The sequence below is a fragment of the Paludisphaera borealis genome (assembly GCF_001956985.1).
GTDB classification, from domain to species: Bacteria; Planctomycetota; Planctomycetia; order Isosphaerales; family Isosphaeraceae; genus Paludisphaera; species Paludisphaera borealis.
The window spans coordinates 885,154-898,747 of record NZ_CP019082.1; the positions used below are offsets into that span (position 1 = coordinate 885,154).

Genomic DNA, 13,594 nt, shown 5'->3' on the forward strand with positions numbered 1-13,594 from the left:
TCGGAATCGACATGACTCAAGTCTACGGCCTTGGATTCGGCCGTACCACCTGAGTCACTTGATCGATTCGGACCGCCCACCGACTCCGCCGGTTCCGCAAACGACGACCGCGACGAAAAACCGCCCTACGACCGCTTTCGAAGGCGGATGCCGGCCGCTATTCCCGCCACGGCGAAGACCAGAATGCTGGCGGGTTCGGGGACCGGCGCGGCGAGGACCTGCGCGGCCGTCGCGCCGTGGGGAGGGACCAGCACCTGCGCCGCCGTGTTCGTGGTCGTGAACGAGGGCGTGGGGGCGGGGGGCTTATGGTCGACGATCCGGGGCGAACGGAGCTTGAGGCGGCCTCCCAGACTGCTGCGGATCTCGTTGCTCCACCGCTTGAAGGCGGAGGCGCTCGTGCCGTACCAGTGCTTCGCCGTCGCGTCCGCCTTGTCGACGGCCGCCGTGACGAGCGAGGCGTGCGTCGTCGTCGTGGCCGCGGCGGGGGTCGCGGTCGCGGTTGCGGCGGCGGCCGAGACGGAGGCGAGCGACTCGACGAGGTACGTCTGCCGTGGCGTGAGCACGGCGGCCTGGCCGTTGGATGCAAGCGCGGCGTTGAGCGCCGATTGGCCGCTGGCGTCGAGCCGCAGCGGGCCGGTCGCGCCTCGTGACAGCGACGGCCGCACCGCCAGCGTCGGCAGGCCGTCGGGCAGTTTGGCCGAGCCGTCCAGGCGATAGACGATGTAAGTCGGCAGCACTCCCCTGCGGAGTGGAACGGTCCGGCCGGACTGGTCGAGGACCGTCGCCTTGCCCTGCTCGTCGGCCGTCAGCGCGTAGGTCGTCGCGATCGTCGAGGCGAGCGCCGGGCTCGAAGCGGCGGCGATCAGTCCGAAGCCGAGAGCAAGCCGTCGAGAGAGCGAGGCGCGGGCCGCACGGCGGCGCGGTTGGCGTGGCATCGACGGGCTCCTTCCTTGGAATCCCAGTGATGTGATGAACAAGGCCCGATCGGCCAAGACGTGTCGACCCGCCTTGTAACACGACCCCGCCGGCGTGATCAAGCCGGAATTCCGCGCCGAGGACGCAATAGCGCGGTTTGCTAATGGGTTGCAGACAGCAATCAAAGCAGACTGTCGCGAGCATACCTTCTCCCCGCACGCGGGGAGAAGGTGGCCGGACGGCCGGATGAGGGGGGGCCAGGGCCAAGGCGGTCGAAGACCCCTCATCCGCCCCTTCGAGGCACCTTCTCCCCGCACGCGGGGAGAAGGGAATTCGGCTGCGGTCCGCCTGCATCCCAAAAGTAAACCGCGCTAGCCAGGCTCTTTCGACCGCTCCCCAACCGCGATAGACTGCGCGGTCGGGCCGGCTCGCGTCGTGGCGAGGCGTCGGCCGCTGGATCGGAGAACTCGCGGAGGCTGGAGTGGTGATGCTACGGAATTTCCTGACGATTTCGGCCGTGCTGACGGCGGCCGTTGCGGCTGGCCCCGCGCGGGCGGGCGAGCTGATGGCGGGCGCGGCCGCCGCGAACATCCCGGCCGACAACGCGTTGGTGATCGGCGGCGGCATCGGGCCGCACAAGGTCGACGCCCAGGAAGGCGAACTGCGGGCCACGGCCCTGGTGGTGCAAGACCCGCAAGGGGCGAAGGTCGCGCTGGTCGAGTGCGACGTGCTCATGATCAATCGCGACGTCCTCGACCGCGCCGCGCGCGACATCGAGAAGGCGACGGGCATCCCGTTCGAGAACGTCCTGATCAATTGCACCCACACCCACCACGCGCCGACGACGGTCAAGGTCCACGGATACGAGCGTGAAGAAGCGTTCACGCAACTCGTGGGCGACAAGGCGGTCGAGGCGGTGGTCGCGGCGAACAAGCGGCTGGCGCCGGTGACGATGGAGTTCCGCCTCGGCGAAGAATCGTCGGTGGGGCAGAACAGCCGCTTGCTGCTGTCGAACGGCATGATCTTCTGGGTCGGCCCGCGCGACGAGGTGGTGCGGCCGACCGGCCCGTTCGACCCCGAGTTGCCGGTCTGGGCGTTCCGCCGCAACGACGGCAAGCTCGAAGCCGTGATGTTCAACCACTCGACCCACACGATCGGAACCAAGACCGGCAACGTGCGGTCGCCCGGCTTCTACGGCGTCGCCGCCCAAGAGCTGGAGAAGGAGCTGGGGAGCACCGTGCTGTTCTTCGAGGGCGCCTCGGGTTCGACCCACAACCTCGACCTCAAGGGCCCCGAGATGATCGTGCGGATCGAGCAGGCCGTCCGCGACGCGCTGGGCAAGGCCAAGCCCCGGAAGGTCGACTCGGTGCGGGCGATTCGCAAGGAAGTGACCTTCAAGGTCCGCGATTTCGACGAGGCCAAGGACGACGCGGCGGTGGTGGCTTATGAGAACCACGTGCTCAAAGACCCCAAGCTGATTCAGTTCGTCGTCGACGTCTTCCGCGACATGCGCAAGGAGCTGGCGCCGCACAAGGGCGAGGAGCGCAAGACGTGGGTCCAGGCGGTCCGGATCGGCGACGTCGCGGTCGTCGGCGTGCCGGCCGAATTCTTCACCGTGCTCGGCCAGGACATCAAGCGGCGGTCGCCGTTCCGCTACACCTACGTCTTCGAGCTGGCCAACGACTACATCGGCTACGTCCCCGACCGCAAGGGCCACGAGCTGGGGGGCTACCAGACCTGGACCGGCCTCCACAGCTACGTCGCCCCCGGCACCGGCGAAATGATCGTCGACGAGGCCGTCTCGCTCCTCAAGGACCTCCATAAGGACCTCAAGAAGCCCGCCGCCGCCAAGTGATTCGAGCCGGCGCAAGCGCCAGCGAGTGAATGGTTCAACCGGCCGCTTCGGACGCGACGCGGTTCGCGGGACGATTCACTCGCTGGCGCTTCGGGCTTGTATTTCAAGGGCTCGGAATAGGTTACGGCCGGTTTCACTCGACGTCGTGACGGCCGTAGAACTGCTGGGCCTCGTCGACTGAGCGGAAGACGTCCCAGAAATCGTCCATGTGCATGTCGACGAGGAACTGGGCGATCTGCGGGCTGGGACGCGCGATGACGACCTCGCCGCCGCGCCGGCGGATCTCGCGGGTCAGCGTCATCAAGACGCCGAGGAAGCTCGCGCCGGTCTCGTGGACGCCGGCCAGCTCCATGACGAACTTGCGAGCCCCCTGGTCGAGCTGCTCGTCGACGTCGCGCGCCGAGTCGACGTACCGCGGGTCGTTCATCAACTGGCGGAAGTTGCTGAGGATCGTCACGTCGCCGTCGTTCCGGATGTTCAGCGCCATGGTCGCTCCTCGCTTGCGTTGAAGCCCATCTTTAATAAGAAGGAAGTCCACTCTATTCTACAGCCGGCGGCTCGACCGGGCGCGGTTTCAGGCGGGTTTGCGATTCGGCTCAAGTTTCTGGAGCGAGCGGCCGAATAACCGCAATGTCATTTCTTTCCGCACAATCGGCACATCTTTCCGAGGCGGCGAATGAGAGCTTTGCGTTCTTCGCTGGTCGCTGTCCTGCTCGGGCTGTCGGCGTCGTCGGCCGCCACGGCGCAGGGGATTTTCGCCCCGAGCGCCGGGCCGATCAACTCGGCGATGGCCGGCGCGTCGGTGGCGGCGCCGGTGGATTTCGGGGGGAGCTACTGGAACCCGGCGATCCTCAGCGGGTTGAAGCGGCCGGAAGCGCTGATCAGCACGGCCCTCGCCATTCCGAGCATCCATCTGGCCTCGGAGCTTCAGGCCAACTCGATCGGCGGCGCGTTCCCGCCGGCGAACCGGTTCGGCACGGCGCGGAGCGACAGCGGCGTGTCCTCGGGACTGGCGGTCGGCGCGTCGTTCAAGCTCAAGGAGGATTCGCCGCTCACGCTCGGCCTGGGGATCTTCGGCCTGGTGGGGGGCGGCGTGAACTTCGCGGGGAGTTACAGCACCCCGGTGCTGGGGCCTCGTCAGCCGCCCAACAATTTCGGCCTCGGGCCGATCTATGCGAATATGTCGATTCTGTCGGTCAATCCGATGGCCTCGCTCCAGGTCACCGACAAGCTGGCGGTGGCGGGGGGGCCGGTCGTCACGGCGGGGACGATCAGCTTCTCGCCGGCCTTCTTCGCGGCGGGGCCGAAGGACCAGTACGGCGTGGCCACGTTCCCGGCCGGAACCAACGGGCGGCCGTTCTGGGGGGGCGGGTTCCAATTCGGGCTCCTCTACGAGCTGAGCGACGACTGGAACCTCGGGTTCTCCTACAAGAGCCCCGTTTGGCAAGAGCGGTGGGCGTACAACAGCTTCAACCCGAACCTGTCGCCCCGGCGCATCGGCGTGCAGGCGCAGCTCCCCGAGGTGATTTCGTGGGGCGTGGCTTACAAGGGCCTGCCGAAGACCCTGATCGACGTCGACCTCCGCTACTTCGACTACGCGAACGCCAGCCTGTTCGGCCAGAAGATCGCCGACGGCGGCCTCGACTGGCGGAGCGTCTTCGCCGTCGCGACCGGCGTGCAGTACAAGGCGACCGATCGCCTGTCGTTGATGGGCGGCTACCTGTTCAACACCAACCCGGTGCGGTCGCCGCAGACGCTGTTCAACGCCCAGGCGCCGGCGATCATCCAGCACATGCTGTCGATGGGCGTCTCGTACCGGATGACCGACGACGTCGCGTTTTCGCTGGCCTGGCAGCACGGGTTCCGCAACGCGATCGAGGGGCCGATCGGCCAGGTCCCCGGCAGCAGCATCCGGCTCGACGCTCAGGTCGACGTCATCTACGCCGGCCTGACGATTCAGTACGGCGGCAAGAAGGTCGCGACGCCGCAGCCGGCCCCCGCCCCGCCTGCTCCGGCGGCCGTCGCGAACGCCGGAAGCGACGAATGATCGGACTCCCCGGCGGGGCGCGCGGCCGAATCGGTCTGGTCCTGGCGTGCCTGGGCGCGCTCGTCGTGCCGTCGGGCTGCGCGTTCGGTCCCAAGCTCCTGGAGAAGACGCACGGGCGCTACCAGGAGGCGATCCGCACGGTGGGCGAGGAGCAACTGCTGCGGAACATCGTCCACATGCGGTACAACGAGACCCCGCTGAATCTGAACGTCTCGTCGATCGCGTCGCAGTACGAGCTGGCCGGCGGCGCTCAGGCGCAGCCGTTCTTCGTCGCCCCCAACCCGAGCAACAGCAACGTCATCTTCAGGACGTTCACGTCGATCCTGCCGAACCTGAACGTCAGCGGGGCGAACCGGCCGACCATCACCCTGCTGCCCGCCGACGACGGCGACGCGGTGCGTCAGTTCATGACCCCGGCCCCGCCCGAGACGCTCGCCTTCTTGATCGAGACGAGCTGGCCCCCCTCGGTGATCCTCCGCCTCTGGGTCGAGCGTCTCAACGGCGTCCCCAACGCGGTCACCGCAAGCGGACCGCAACGCGCCGTGATCTCGGATTTCCGGAGGTTCCAGAGGGCGACCGAGCTGATTCAGGAGCTTCAGACCCAGGAATGGTCGAGCCTCCGGGTCGAGGAACACGAGACGGTCGTGGGGGGGCCGTTGCCGATCGAGTCGTCGTCGGCCGCCGCCGCCGTCGACGCCGCCAAGTCGGGCGTCGAGCTCCGCGCCCAGCCGGACGGGAAGATGGTCCTCGTCCGCAAGGGGACGAAGATGGTCGTCCGGATCAACCCTCGCGCGGTCGATCGCCCGGAGGTGGTCGAGCTGATGGAGTTGCTGAATCTGGAACCCGGGCGGCCCGCCTACGACGTCGTGGTCGCCCCCGGTGTGATACCCGACCCCATGCGTTATCCTCGGCCCCCTTCGTCCGAGATCCGCGTCATGACCCGGTCGGCGTCGCAGGTGATGTACTACCTGGCCAATGGAGTCGAGGTTCCCGAGGAGCACCTGAGCTGCGGGTTGGTGAAGACCCAGACCGACGACGCGGGCGATCCCATCGACGGCCGCGAGCTGACCCAGGGGCTGTTCGAGGTCCATTGCGGCAAGGGCCACAAGCCTCCGCCGTGCGCGTTCGTCGCGATCTCGTATCGCGGCTACTGGTACTACATCGACGATCGCGACCACGCCAGCAAGTCGACCCTCGCCCTGATGCTCCAGCTCGGCCGGCTCGACTTCGGCAACAAGGCGGCCGCCGGCCCGTTCCTGACCCTGCCGATCGGCCGTTGACCGGACGTGCTCGACGTCACCGGCCGCGGACGGATCGGGACGCGTCGATGAGCAGGCGGTCGCCGGCGATCTCGTCCCAGGCGACGTATTTGAAGTTCTGGTTGGCGCCGGTGGTCTTGCCTCCCTGGCAGACGAACAGGCCACGGGAGAACCGCGCGGAGGTGGGGACGGCGACGACGTCGAGGCCGTCGACGTCGGCCAGGCCCAGGTCGATCGTCGCGACGAACCGGTTCGCCCCGGCCCGCTCGAACACCTTGAAGTCGCCGCTTCCCTGGCTGGAGGCGATCAAATAGCCGGCGTCGCGGGCGCCGCGATAGATCGTCAGGCCCTCGACGTCGGCCGTCAGCCCGTGCTCGCCGACCTTGGCGATCAAAACCCCTTCAGTCCCGCCGTCGGGCTCGGCCGAGAATTTCCAGATCCCGACCGACTCTTCCGAGAGGTAGAAGGCCCCCAGGTCGTCGTCGGCGACGCACCCCTCGGTCTGCGATCCGACGCCGAACGCGCGGACCAACGTCGCCCGCACCGCGCCCTCGGAAGGCGAGTCGAGGCGGTACTGCTCGACCTTCCCCTTCTTGTTGTTCACGAAGATGTAGAAGGCCTGATCCTTGGGGCTGCGGTAGACGCAGGTGCCGTACGGCTCGGTCCCGCCGAACACAGTGAACGCCGGCCCCGGGGCGATCTCGGCGAGCCGGCGGTTGGCGGCGTCGATCCGCCAGATCGCGACCCCTTGCTTGCCCTCGGCACGGGTCCCCGCGACGGCCAGGTCGACCGCGCCGCCGTGCATCGGGAAGCCGTAGATCACGTCGATGTTGTTGGGCCGGAGGTCCGGCGAGACCTCCTGAATCCGCTTGCCGGCGAGGTCGAAGGCGATCACGCCCCCCTTCTTGTCGGTCCCGAGAACGAGGCTCTGCGCCGGGTCGTCGGGGTGGACCCAGACGGCCGGGTCGTCGGCCGCGTCGCCGGCGTGCGGGACGGTCTCGGTCTCGATCACGATCCGAGGGGCGAGCACGTCCTCGGCGAACCCTTGGATCGGCGAGAATACGGCGAACGCGGCGGCGAGGGTCAGGGCGGATTTACGCATCGGCGTCATCATGTTTCCCAATTCGTGTCGGTTAGTACTGGTCGGAGGAGACGATTTCGCCGCCGCGGATCGATCCGAGCGCCCGCCAGTTCATGCCGTCGATCGAGTCCTTGATGAAGTGGACGCTGCCGTCGGCGAACAGGGCGTTGACGCCGCCGGGGTGGTGGCTTCGCGAGGTGATGGCGGCGAAGGTCGGGCCGCCGTTGTTCTCGTCGAGCGTGGCCAGGTCGTAGCTCTGCTGCGTGCCGTCGACGATCACCTTGGCGTTGGGAGGCAGGGCCGTGGTGAAGCCGTCGTAGCAAGCCGAGCCGATCGACCACTTGGTGTGGCCGGTGTCGGCCTTGCACGAGCCTGACGTCGCGGCCGCTTTCACGACGGCGAACGAGTCGGCGGGCGACGGCACGTTGTTGGGGTCGCTCAGCATCGGGAAGGTTCCGCCCGACCCGTTGCCGAAGCACGACTTGAACAGCGGCTGATACGTATTGACCTCGGCGCTGAGGACCGAGTTGCTGAGGCCGTCGGTGAACGCCGCGTACGACCGGCTGACGTTGACGGCGAAGGCGTTGCGGTTGGCGGGGCCCGACGCGCCGCCGAAGACGTACCAGTCGCCCACGTTCCAGCCGTAGTTCGACACCCCGAACGACTCGCCCTTGGCCGGGTTGGCGTTCGGCTGCTGATTCGGCTCGCTCGGGCAGAGCAGGAAGCCGATCGTCGTGTAGCTGACCGTCGTGTTCGTCGGGTCGCTGTACTTGAGCGTGAAGTTCATCGAGTTGTACAGCGGCCCGGCCTCCATGAACGGCGCGAGCCGGGCGCTGACGCCCCACGACGTATACGACGTCGGCTGCTTGGTCCCGACCTGCTTCATCGTCTGCTGCGGCGGCAGGGCGTTGTTGCCGCTCTCGTAGTTGGCCACCGCCAGGCCGAGCTGCTTGAGGTTGTTCGTGCAATGAATGCGACGAGCGGCCTCGCGGGCTGACTGCACCGCCGGCAGCAGAAGCGCGATCAACACCGCGATGATCGCGATCACCACCAGCAACTCGATCAACGTGAACGCCCGGTCGAGACGACGATGCGAGTTCATGAGCTTCGGCTCCATTTCGTAGGGTCGAAATCCTGTTCGATCACCCTACAAAATGATGCTCGATTCCACCAATGATATTACATGCAAGAATTGATGAAGAATCGATGAGCCTGGCTGGGCCGGTTCAGGCCAGGATTTCGTGGACGACCTCGCCGTGGACGTCGGTGAGGCGGCGATCGACGCCGGCGGTGCGGAAGGTGAGGCGTTTGTGGTCGACGCCCATCAAGTGGAGGATCGTGGCGTGGAGGTCGTAGCAGTAGGTCTTGCCCTCGACCGCGTGATAGCCGAGGTCGTCGCTGCGGCCGTGCGACGCGCCCGCCTTCACCCCCGCGCCGACGAGCCAGGTGACGAACGAGCCGCCGTTGTGGTCGCGGCCGAGCGAGCCCTGCGCGAACGGCGTGCGGCCGAACTCGGTGGTCCAGACGACGAGCGTGTCGTCGAGCAGGCCGCGGGCCTTGAGGTCGCCGAGCAAGGCGGCGATCGGCTGGTCGACGCTCGCGGCGATCGGCGGCAGCTCGGTCTGGATGTTGCCGTGGTTGTCCCAATTCCCCTCGGCCCCCTGCGGCCCGCTCCAGACCTGGACGATCCGCGTCCCGCGCTCGATCAGCCGGCGCGCCAGCAGGCAGCGGCGGCCGAAGTCGGCCGTGTGGTCCTGGTCGAGCCCGTACGCTCGGCGGACGACCGCGCTCTCGCGCGAGACGTCGAAGACCTCCGGGGCGCTCAACTGCATCTTGGCGGCCAGCTCGTACGACGCGATCCGGGCCTCAAGCCGTGAATCGTCGGGCCGGTCGTCCGCGTGCTTGCGGTTGAACCGTTCGAGCAACGCCAGGCTGTCGCGCTGGGCGTCGCCCCCGGCGAATTTGCAACCGGCGTCGGGGAACAAATCGGGCACGGGCCGGGCCGAGGCCGCGTTGATCACCGTCCCCTGGTGCCGCGCCGGCAGGAACCCCGCGCTGAAGTTCCCCTTCTGGTTGTACGGCAGCCCCTTGGGATCGGGCAGGACGACGAACGTCGGTAGGTTGTCGGTCAGGTCGCCCAGCCCGTACGAGATCCAGGCGCCCATGCACGGGAAGCCGGGCAGCAGAAAGCCCGTGTTCATCATGTAGCTGGCCGGCCCGTGGACGTTCGTCTTGGAGGCCATGGCCATCAAAAAGGCCATGTCGTCGACCCACTTCGCCTGATGCGGAAACACGCTGCTGACCCACTGCCCTCGCTCGCCATGACGGCGGAACGCGAACGGGCTTTTCATGACCGCGCCGGCCGGCGCGGTGAAGCCCTCGGGCTTCTCCTTGGGGCCGATCAACTGGCCGTGCAGCCGGTTCAGTTCGGGCTTGTAATCGAACGTGTCCATCGGGCTCGCGCCGCCGTTCATGAACAACTGAATCACCCGCTTCACCCTGGCCGGATGATGCGGCGCCCCGAGCACCCCTGGAGCACCCGCGCCGGCCGAGGCGTCGCGCGATAGAAGCTGCGCCAGGGCCACCGAGCCGATGCCGCCGCCGAACCGTGAGAGGAAGTCGCGACGCGAGACGGCCGGCATGTGCAACGGGTTTTGATTCATGATTCAGTCCACGAACAAGAATTCGTTGCTATTGAACAGCAGGCGGCAGACGGCGGCGAGCGAGTGCGCGTCGGCGAGCTTGCCGAACGCGGCCAGCTCGTCGGTCGAGGGCTCGCGCAATAGGGCCAGTCGGAACGCGGCGCGGACATGGTCGTCGGTCGACTTGCCGACGGCTTCGACTCGCGCGGCGAAATGCGCGCTGAACCGGAGCACGAACGGGTTGTTGAGCAGCGCGAGGGCCTGGAGCGGCGAGGCTGAGAAGCCGCGGACCGGCGTCATCAGCGTGGCGTCTGGAAAGTCGAGGGCGTCGAACAGCGGGTCGGGCATGCCGCGCCAGACGATCCGGTAGATCGACCGCCGGGTCGCGCCGGGGGCGTCCCAGTCGAACGTCTCGTAGTCGAGTTTGGGCGTGACCTGGATGCCGGGGAGCGTCTTGAACTGGGCCGAGCCGGGGCCGCCGGGCTGGTGGTCGAGCCGGCCGCTGACGGCGAGCACGGCGTCGCGGAACTCCTCGGCTTCAAGCCGGCGGCGGCTCATCCGCCAGACCAGCCGGTCGCCGGGGTCGACGGCCTCGGCGTCGTCGCGATGGACCGACGCCCGCCGGTAGGCCGCGCTCGTGCAGATCAGCCGGTGCAGCCGCTTCATCGAGCCGCCGTCGCGCAGCTCGACCGCCAGCCAGTCGAGCAATTCCGGATGCGACGGCGGGTCGCCCATCCGGCCGAAATCGCCGGGCGCGTCGCTCAGGCCGCGGCCGAAATGATACTGCCAGACCCGGTTCGCGATGCTCCGCCAGGTCAGCGGATTGCGATCGTCGGCCAGCCATTCGGCCAGCGCGACGCGTCGGCCCGCCTCGTCGTCTCGCGCGACCTGGTCGAACCGACCCTTGAGCGACGACACGGCCGAAAGCGCCCCGGGCGCGGCTTCGGGCCCGGGCGCGTCGAGGTCGCCGCGACGGAGCACGCGGATCACGCGCGGGGTCGTGATGGCGACGATCCCGCGCTCGTTCTCGGCCGAGCTGGACGCCGCGTAAACCTGCAACGGCACCGGCAGCCGTGTGAACGCGGCCGTCCCGACCGCCCCCAAGACGAACGCGGCCGGCGCCGAGATCGCTCGACCGGCCCAGGACGCGGCGAGGAACGTCTTCAAGAGTCGTCGGCGACGGCCCGTTTCGAGATCGGCGTCGTACGCCACGTCCCCCTTGCCGACGCCCGCGAAAACCGCCTGGAGCGCGAAGTAGTCTTCCTGCGGGATCGGGTCGAACTTGTGGGCGTGGCAGCGGGCGCAGTTGACCGTCGTGCTGACGAAGGCCGACATCGTCTGCGTCACCAGGTCGTCGCGGTCGAGGTACTCGAAATTCTTGGGCGCGGTCCCCGCCGCGCTGCGGTCGTAAGGACCGGCGCCGAGGAAGCCGAGCGCGGCCGTCAGGCTCGGTTGATCGGGATAAAGCGCGTCGGCGGCGATCTGCTCGCGGATGAACCGGTCCCAGGGGACGTCGCGGTTGAAGCTGGCGATCACGTAATCGCGATACCGCCATGCGTTGGGCCGAAGCTGGTCATGCTCAAGGCCGTGGGTGTCGGCGAAATGGATCACGTCGAGCCAGTGCCGCGCCCACCGTTCGCCGTATCGGGGCGAGGCCAGCAGCCGATCGACGAGCCGCTCGTAAGCCGTCGGATCGGCGTCGGCGACGAACGCGGCGACCTCGTCGGGCGTCGGCGGCAGGCCGGTCAGGTCGTGTGTGACGCGGCGGATCAAGGTCCGGCGGTCGGCCTCGGCGACGGGCTTCAGCCCCTTGGCGTCGAGGCGTACACGCAAGAATGCGTCGATTGGATTCCGGCCCGCGTCGCGGCCCGCGTTCGGGATTTCCGGACGGGTCAAGGGGCGGAGCGACCACCAGTCGGCGTCGGCCGTGGCCGGCGCGGGCTTGGCGGCGTCGGGCGTGCGAGGGTCGATCGCGCCGTGGGCGATCCAGGCGCGGAAGTCGGCGACGACGGCGGCCGGCAGCTTGGTTTTGGGAGGCATCGGCGCGACGTCGCCGGTTCGTTCGATCGCCTGAAGCAGCAGGCTCTCGTCGGGCTTGCCGGGGACGACGCCCGGCCCCGAATCGCCGCCGCGTCGGACGTCGTCGCGGGTGTCGACCCGCAGCCCCCCCTTCGGCGCCGCGATGGCCGCGCCATGGCACTTGGCGCAATGCTCGACCAGCACCGGCCGGATCTTGGTCTCAAAGAACGCGGTCGACGCGGGTTCGTCGGCCGCGTTCGCCGAGGCGAGCAGGCCGCCCAGCATCGCGAGCACCCAAGCCGGACGAGTGGGGGCGGGGGCGTGTGGCATGGGCAAGGCGCCTCGGTGTGCGATTCCTGGCGGAAACGGCGGGAACGACCGGAGGGCGGGGACGCTTCCCGGATCATAACCCCCACGGACAAGCCGCTCAAGGGGGGGCGTCGGCCAGGAACAGCGCCTTGAGCCGGTCGTCGATCCGCTTGGGTCGATGGGTCTGAGGATCGACGGCCACCCAGACGGTCTTCACGCGGGTCAGCAGGGTGTCGTCGGCGGGCCGGACGATGTCGATCCGCCGCTCCATGCTCGCGCCCGAGACCGACTCGATCCAGGTACGGGCGATCAGGTCGTCGTTGAGGAACGCCGGCCGCAGGTAGTCGATCTCGTGCCGCCGCGTCACCCACGACAGGGTTTCTCGGAACGATTGCGGGACGGCGGTCTTCCAGTGCGCCACGGCGACGTCCTGGGCGTATCTCACATAGACCACATTGTTAACGTGGCCTTGACCGTCGATGTCCTCGGTCCGGACCCGGAAGGCGTGCTCGAAAATTTTGGACGAACTCATTTCCAAACACGCTCCACTCTCTAATAATGCGTAAGGCTATGACGAATGTACCAAGGAAAAATCGCCCTGGAATGGTTCTTTCCCCGAACCCATCGAGCGAAAGTTGCCTCTAGCGGATGTGTGACCTAGAGTCGTCATTAGACGGATCTTTGTTCCCCGAAATCGCCCAGAGAGGGCTTGCGACGTTCTCATGACTGACGCGGACGGACGGACCCACACCATCGAGCGGCTTCAGTCGCTCCTGAATCGGCTCTCCGCCTCCGACCTGACGCTGGTCGAAGCCAACGACCTGCGCGCCCAGGTCCTCGACATGCTGTCCGAATCCTCGGCGCCCGCCCCGGTCGATCCGGGGTCGAGCCCGTTCCGGCTCCGCGGCCGGCCCACGATGGCCTGCGAAGCGCTCTGCTGCTGACCCGCTCGGTCGAGTCGGCCGGCGGACGCCGCGATCGATCACGATCAGATATGGCAGCTTCCGCCGCCGTTCTTCTGAACGTACTGCTGGTGATACTCCTCGGCTCGCCAGAAGGTCGCCGCGGGGGTGATCTCGGTGACGATCGGCCGGGGGAACGCGCCGGACTCATCGAGCCGTCGCTTGAGCGCCGACGCCTCGTCGCGCTGGGCGTCGTCGTGATAGAAGACGGCCGAGCGGTACTGACTGCCGAAGTCGGGCCCCTGGCGGTTGAGCGTGGTGGGGTTGTGGATCTTCCAGAACAGCTCAAGCAGTTGCGGGAAGCTCACTTGCGCGGGGTCGAACTGAACCTGGACGACCTCGGCGTGCCCGGTCTGGTCGGTGCAAACCTGCTTGTACGTCGGATGCTCGACCGCCCCCCCCATGTAGCCGACCGCCGTTTCGACGACCCCGGGCATCTTGCGGAACGCTTCCTCGACGCCCCAGAAACACCCCGCCCCAAACGTCGCCGTTGCCATCGCGCACC

General features: G+C 67.9%; 12 protein-coding genes. 4 read left to right on the forward strand and 8 right to left on the reverse strand.

The features are described 5' to 3' along the window. Positions 1-125: 125 nt before the first annotated feature. A complete protein-coding gene (locus BSF38_RS03430) occupies positions 126-935 on the reverse strand; it encodes a PEP-CTERM sorting domain-containing protein (protein ID WP_076343469.1) in 810 nt (269 codons plus the stop codon). 467 nt (positions 936-1,402) lie between these two features. On the opposite strand from BSF38_RS03430, the gene BSF38_RS03435 reads away from it, so the two are divergent. After that, positions 1,403-2,770 carry a hypothetical protein gene (locus BSF38_RS03435; RefSeq protein WP_237170722.1) on the forward strand — a complete coding sequence of 456 codons (1,368 nt, stop codon included), beginning with the start codon at positions 1,403-1,405 and terminating at the stop codon, positions 2,768-2,770. Between the two features lie 133 nt (positions 2,771-2,903). On the opposite strand, the gene BSF38_RS03440 is transcribed toward BSF38_RS03435, so the two are convergent. Next, on the reverse strand, positions 2,904-3,257 hold the full coding sequence (locus BSF38_RS03440; protein ID WP_076343470.1) for an STAS domain-containing protein: 354 nt from the start codon (positions 3,255-3,257) through the stop codon (positions 2,904-2,906). 189 nt (positions 3,258-3,446) lie between these two features. On the opposite strand from BSF38_RS03440, the gene BSF38_RS03445 reads away from it, so the two are divergent. Both BSF38_RS03445 and BSF38_RS03450 read left to right on the forward strand, forming a co-directional pair. Continuing rightward, a complete protein-coding gene (locus BSF38_RS03445; protein WP_083712666.1) occupies positions 3,447-4,817 on the forward strand; it encodes an OmpP1/FadL family transporter in 1,371 nt (456 codons plus the stop codon). Continuing rightward, positions 4,814-6,097 carry a hypothetical protein gene (locus BSF38_RS03450; protein ID WP_076343472.1) on the forward strand — a complete coding sequence of 428 codons (1,284 nt, stop codon included), beginning with the start codon at positions 4,814-4,816 and terminating at the stop codon, positions 6,095-6,097. Before BSF38_RS03445 ends, BSF38_RS03450 begins: the two co-directional genes overlap by 4 nt. 16 nt (positions 6,098-6,113) lie before the next feature. On the opposite strand, the gene BSF38_RS03455 is transcribed toward BSF38_RS03450, so the two are convergent. The 5 genes from BSF38_RS03455 to BSF38_RS03475 all read right to left on the reverse strand — a co-directional run bounded on the left by BSF38_RS03455 (position 6,114) and on the right by BSF38_RS03475 (position 12,659). Further along, on the reverse strand, positions 6,114-7,190 hold the full coding sequence (locus BSF38_RS03455; protein ID WP_076343473.1) for a phytase: 1,077 nt from the start codon (positions 7,188-7,190) through the stop codon (positions 6,114-6,116). A gap of 19 nt (positions 7,191-7,209) precedes the next feature. Continuing rightward, positions 7,210-8,259, reverse strand: a complete 1,050-nt coding sequence (locus tag BSF38_RS03460; RefSeq protein ID WP_076350565.1) for a DUF1559 domain-containing protein — start codon at positions 8,257-8,259, stop codon at positions 7,210-7,212. 124 nt (positions 8,260-8,383) lie between these two features. Next, a complete protein-coding gene (locus tag BSF38_RS03465; protein ID WP_076343474.1) occupies positions 8,384-9,820 on the reverse strand; it encodes a DUF1501 domain-containing protein in 1,437 nt (478 codons plus the stop codon). A gap of 3 nt (positions 9,821-9,823) precedes the next feature. Continuing rightward, positions 9,824-12,148, reverse strand: coding sequence for a PSD1 and planctomycete cytochrome C domain-containing protein (locus BSF38_RS03470; protein ID WP_076343475.1), 2,325 nt, complete (start codon positions 12,146-12,148; stop codon positions 9,824-9,826). Between the two features lie 97 nt (positions 12,149-12,245). Further along, positions 12,246-12,659, reverse strand: a complete 414-nt coding sequence (locus BSF38_RS03475; RefSeq protein WP_076343476.1) for an acyl-CoA thioesterase — start codon at positions 12,657-12,659, stop codon at positions 12,246-12,248. Between the two features lie 190 nt (positions 12,660-12,849). Here BSF38_RS03475 and BSF38_RS03480 point away from each other — a divergent pair, with 190 nt between their 5' ends. Continuing rightward, positions 12,850-13,071 (forward strand): hypothetical protein, encoded by a 222-nt coding sequence (locus tag BSF38_RS03480; protein ID WP_076343477.1) that lies wholly within the window; start codon positions 12,850-12,852, stop codon positions 13,069-13,071. Positions 13,072-13,115: 44 nt separating this feature from the next. Here the strand turns inward: BSF38_RS03480 and msrA are convergent, their stop codons facing one another. Then, a complete protein-coding gene (msrA, locus tag BSF38_RS03485) occupies positions 13,116-13,586 on the reverse strand; it encodes a peptide-methionine (S)-S-oxide reductase MsrA (protein WP_076343478.1) in 471 nt (156 codons plus the stop codon). Positions 13,587-13,594 lie beyond the last annotated feature (8 nt).

Bases quoted from the DNA above. Each gene is read 5' to 3' on its own strand.
- BSF38_RS03430 (WP_076343469.1), bottom strand. From the start codon at position 935: ATGCCACGCCAACCGCGCCGCCGTGCGGCCCGCGCCTCGCTCTCTCGA.
- BSF38_RS03435 (WP_237170722.1), top strand. From the start codon at position 1,403: ATGCTACGGAATTTCCTGACGATTTCGGCCGTGCTGACGGCGGCCGTT.
- BSF38_RS03440 (WP_076343470.1), bottom strand. From the start codon at position 3,257: ATGGCGCTGAACATCCGGAACGACGGCGACGTGACGATCCTCAGCAAC.
- BSF38_RS03445 (WP_083712666.1), top strand. From the start codon at position 3,447: ATGAGAGCTTTGCGTTCTTCGCTGGTCGCTGTCCTGCTCGGGCTGTCG.
- BSF38_RS03450 (WP_076343472.1), top strand. From the start codon at position 4,814: ATGATCGGACTCCCCGGCGGGGCGCGCGGCCGAATCGGTCTGGTCCTG.
- BSF38_RS03455 (WP_076343473.1), bottom strand. From the start codon at position 7,190: ATGATGACGCCGATGCGTAAATCCGCCCTGACCCTCGCCGCCGCGTTC.
- BSF38_RS03460 (WP_076350565.1), bottom strand. From the start codon at position 8,259: ATGAACTCGCATCGTCGTCTCGACCGGGCGTTCACGTTGATCGAGTTG.
- BSF38_RS03465 (WP_076343474.1), bottom strand. From the start codon at position 9,820: ATGAATCAAAACCCGTTGCACATGCCGGCCGTCTCGCGTCGCGACTTC.
- BSF38_RS03470 (WP_076343475.1), bottom strand. From the start codon at position 12,148: ATGCCACACGCCCCCGCCCCCACTCGTCCGGCTTGGGTGCTCGCGATG.
- BSF38_RS03475 (WP_076343476.1), bottom strand. From the start codon at position 12,659: ATGAGTTCGTCCAAAATTTTCGAGCACGCCTTCCGGGTCCGGACCGAG.
- BSF38_RS03480 (WP_076343477.1), top strand. From the start codon at position 12,850: ATGACTGACGCGGACGGACGGACCCACACCATCGAGCGGCTTCAGTCG.
- msrA (WP_076343478.1), bottom strand. From the start codon at position 13,586: ATGGCAACGGCGACGTTTGGGGCGGGGTGTTTCTGGGGCGTCGAGGAA.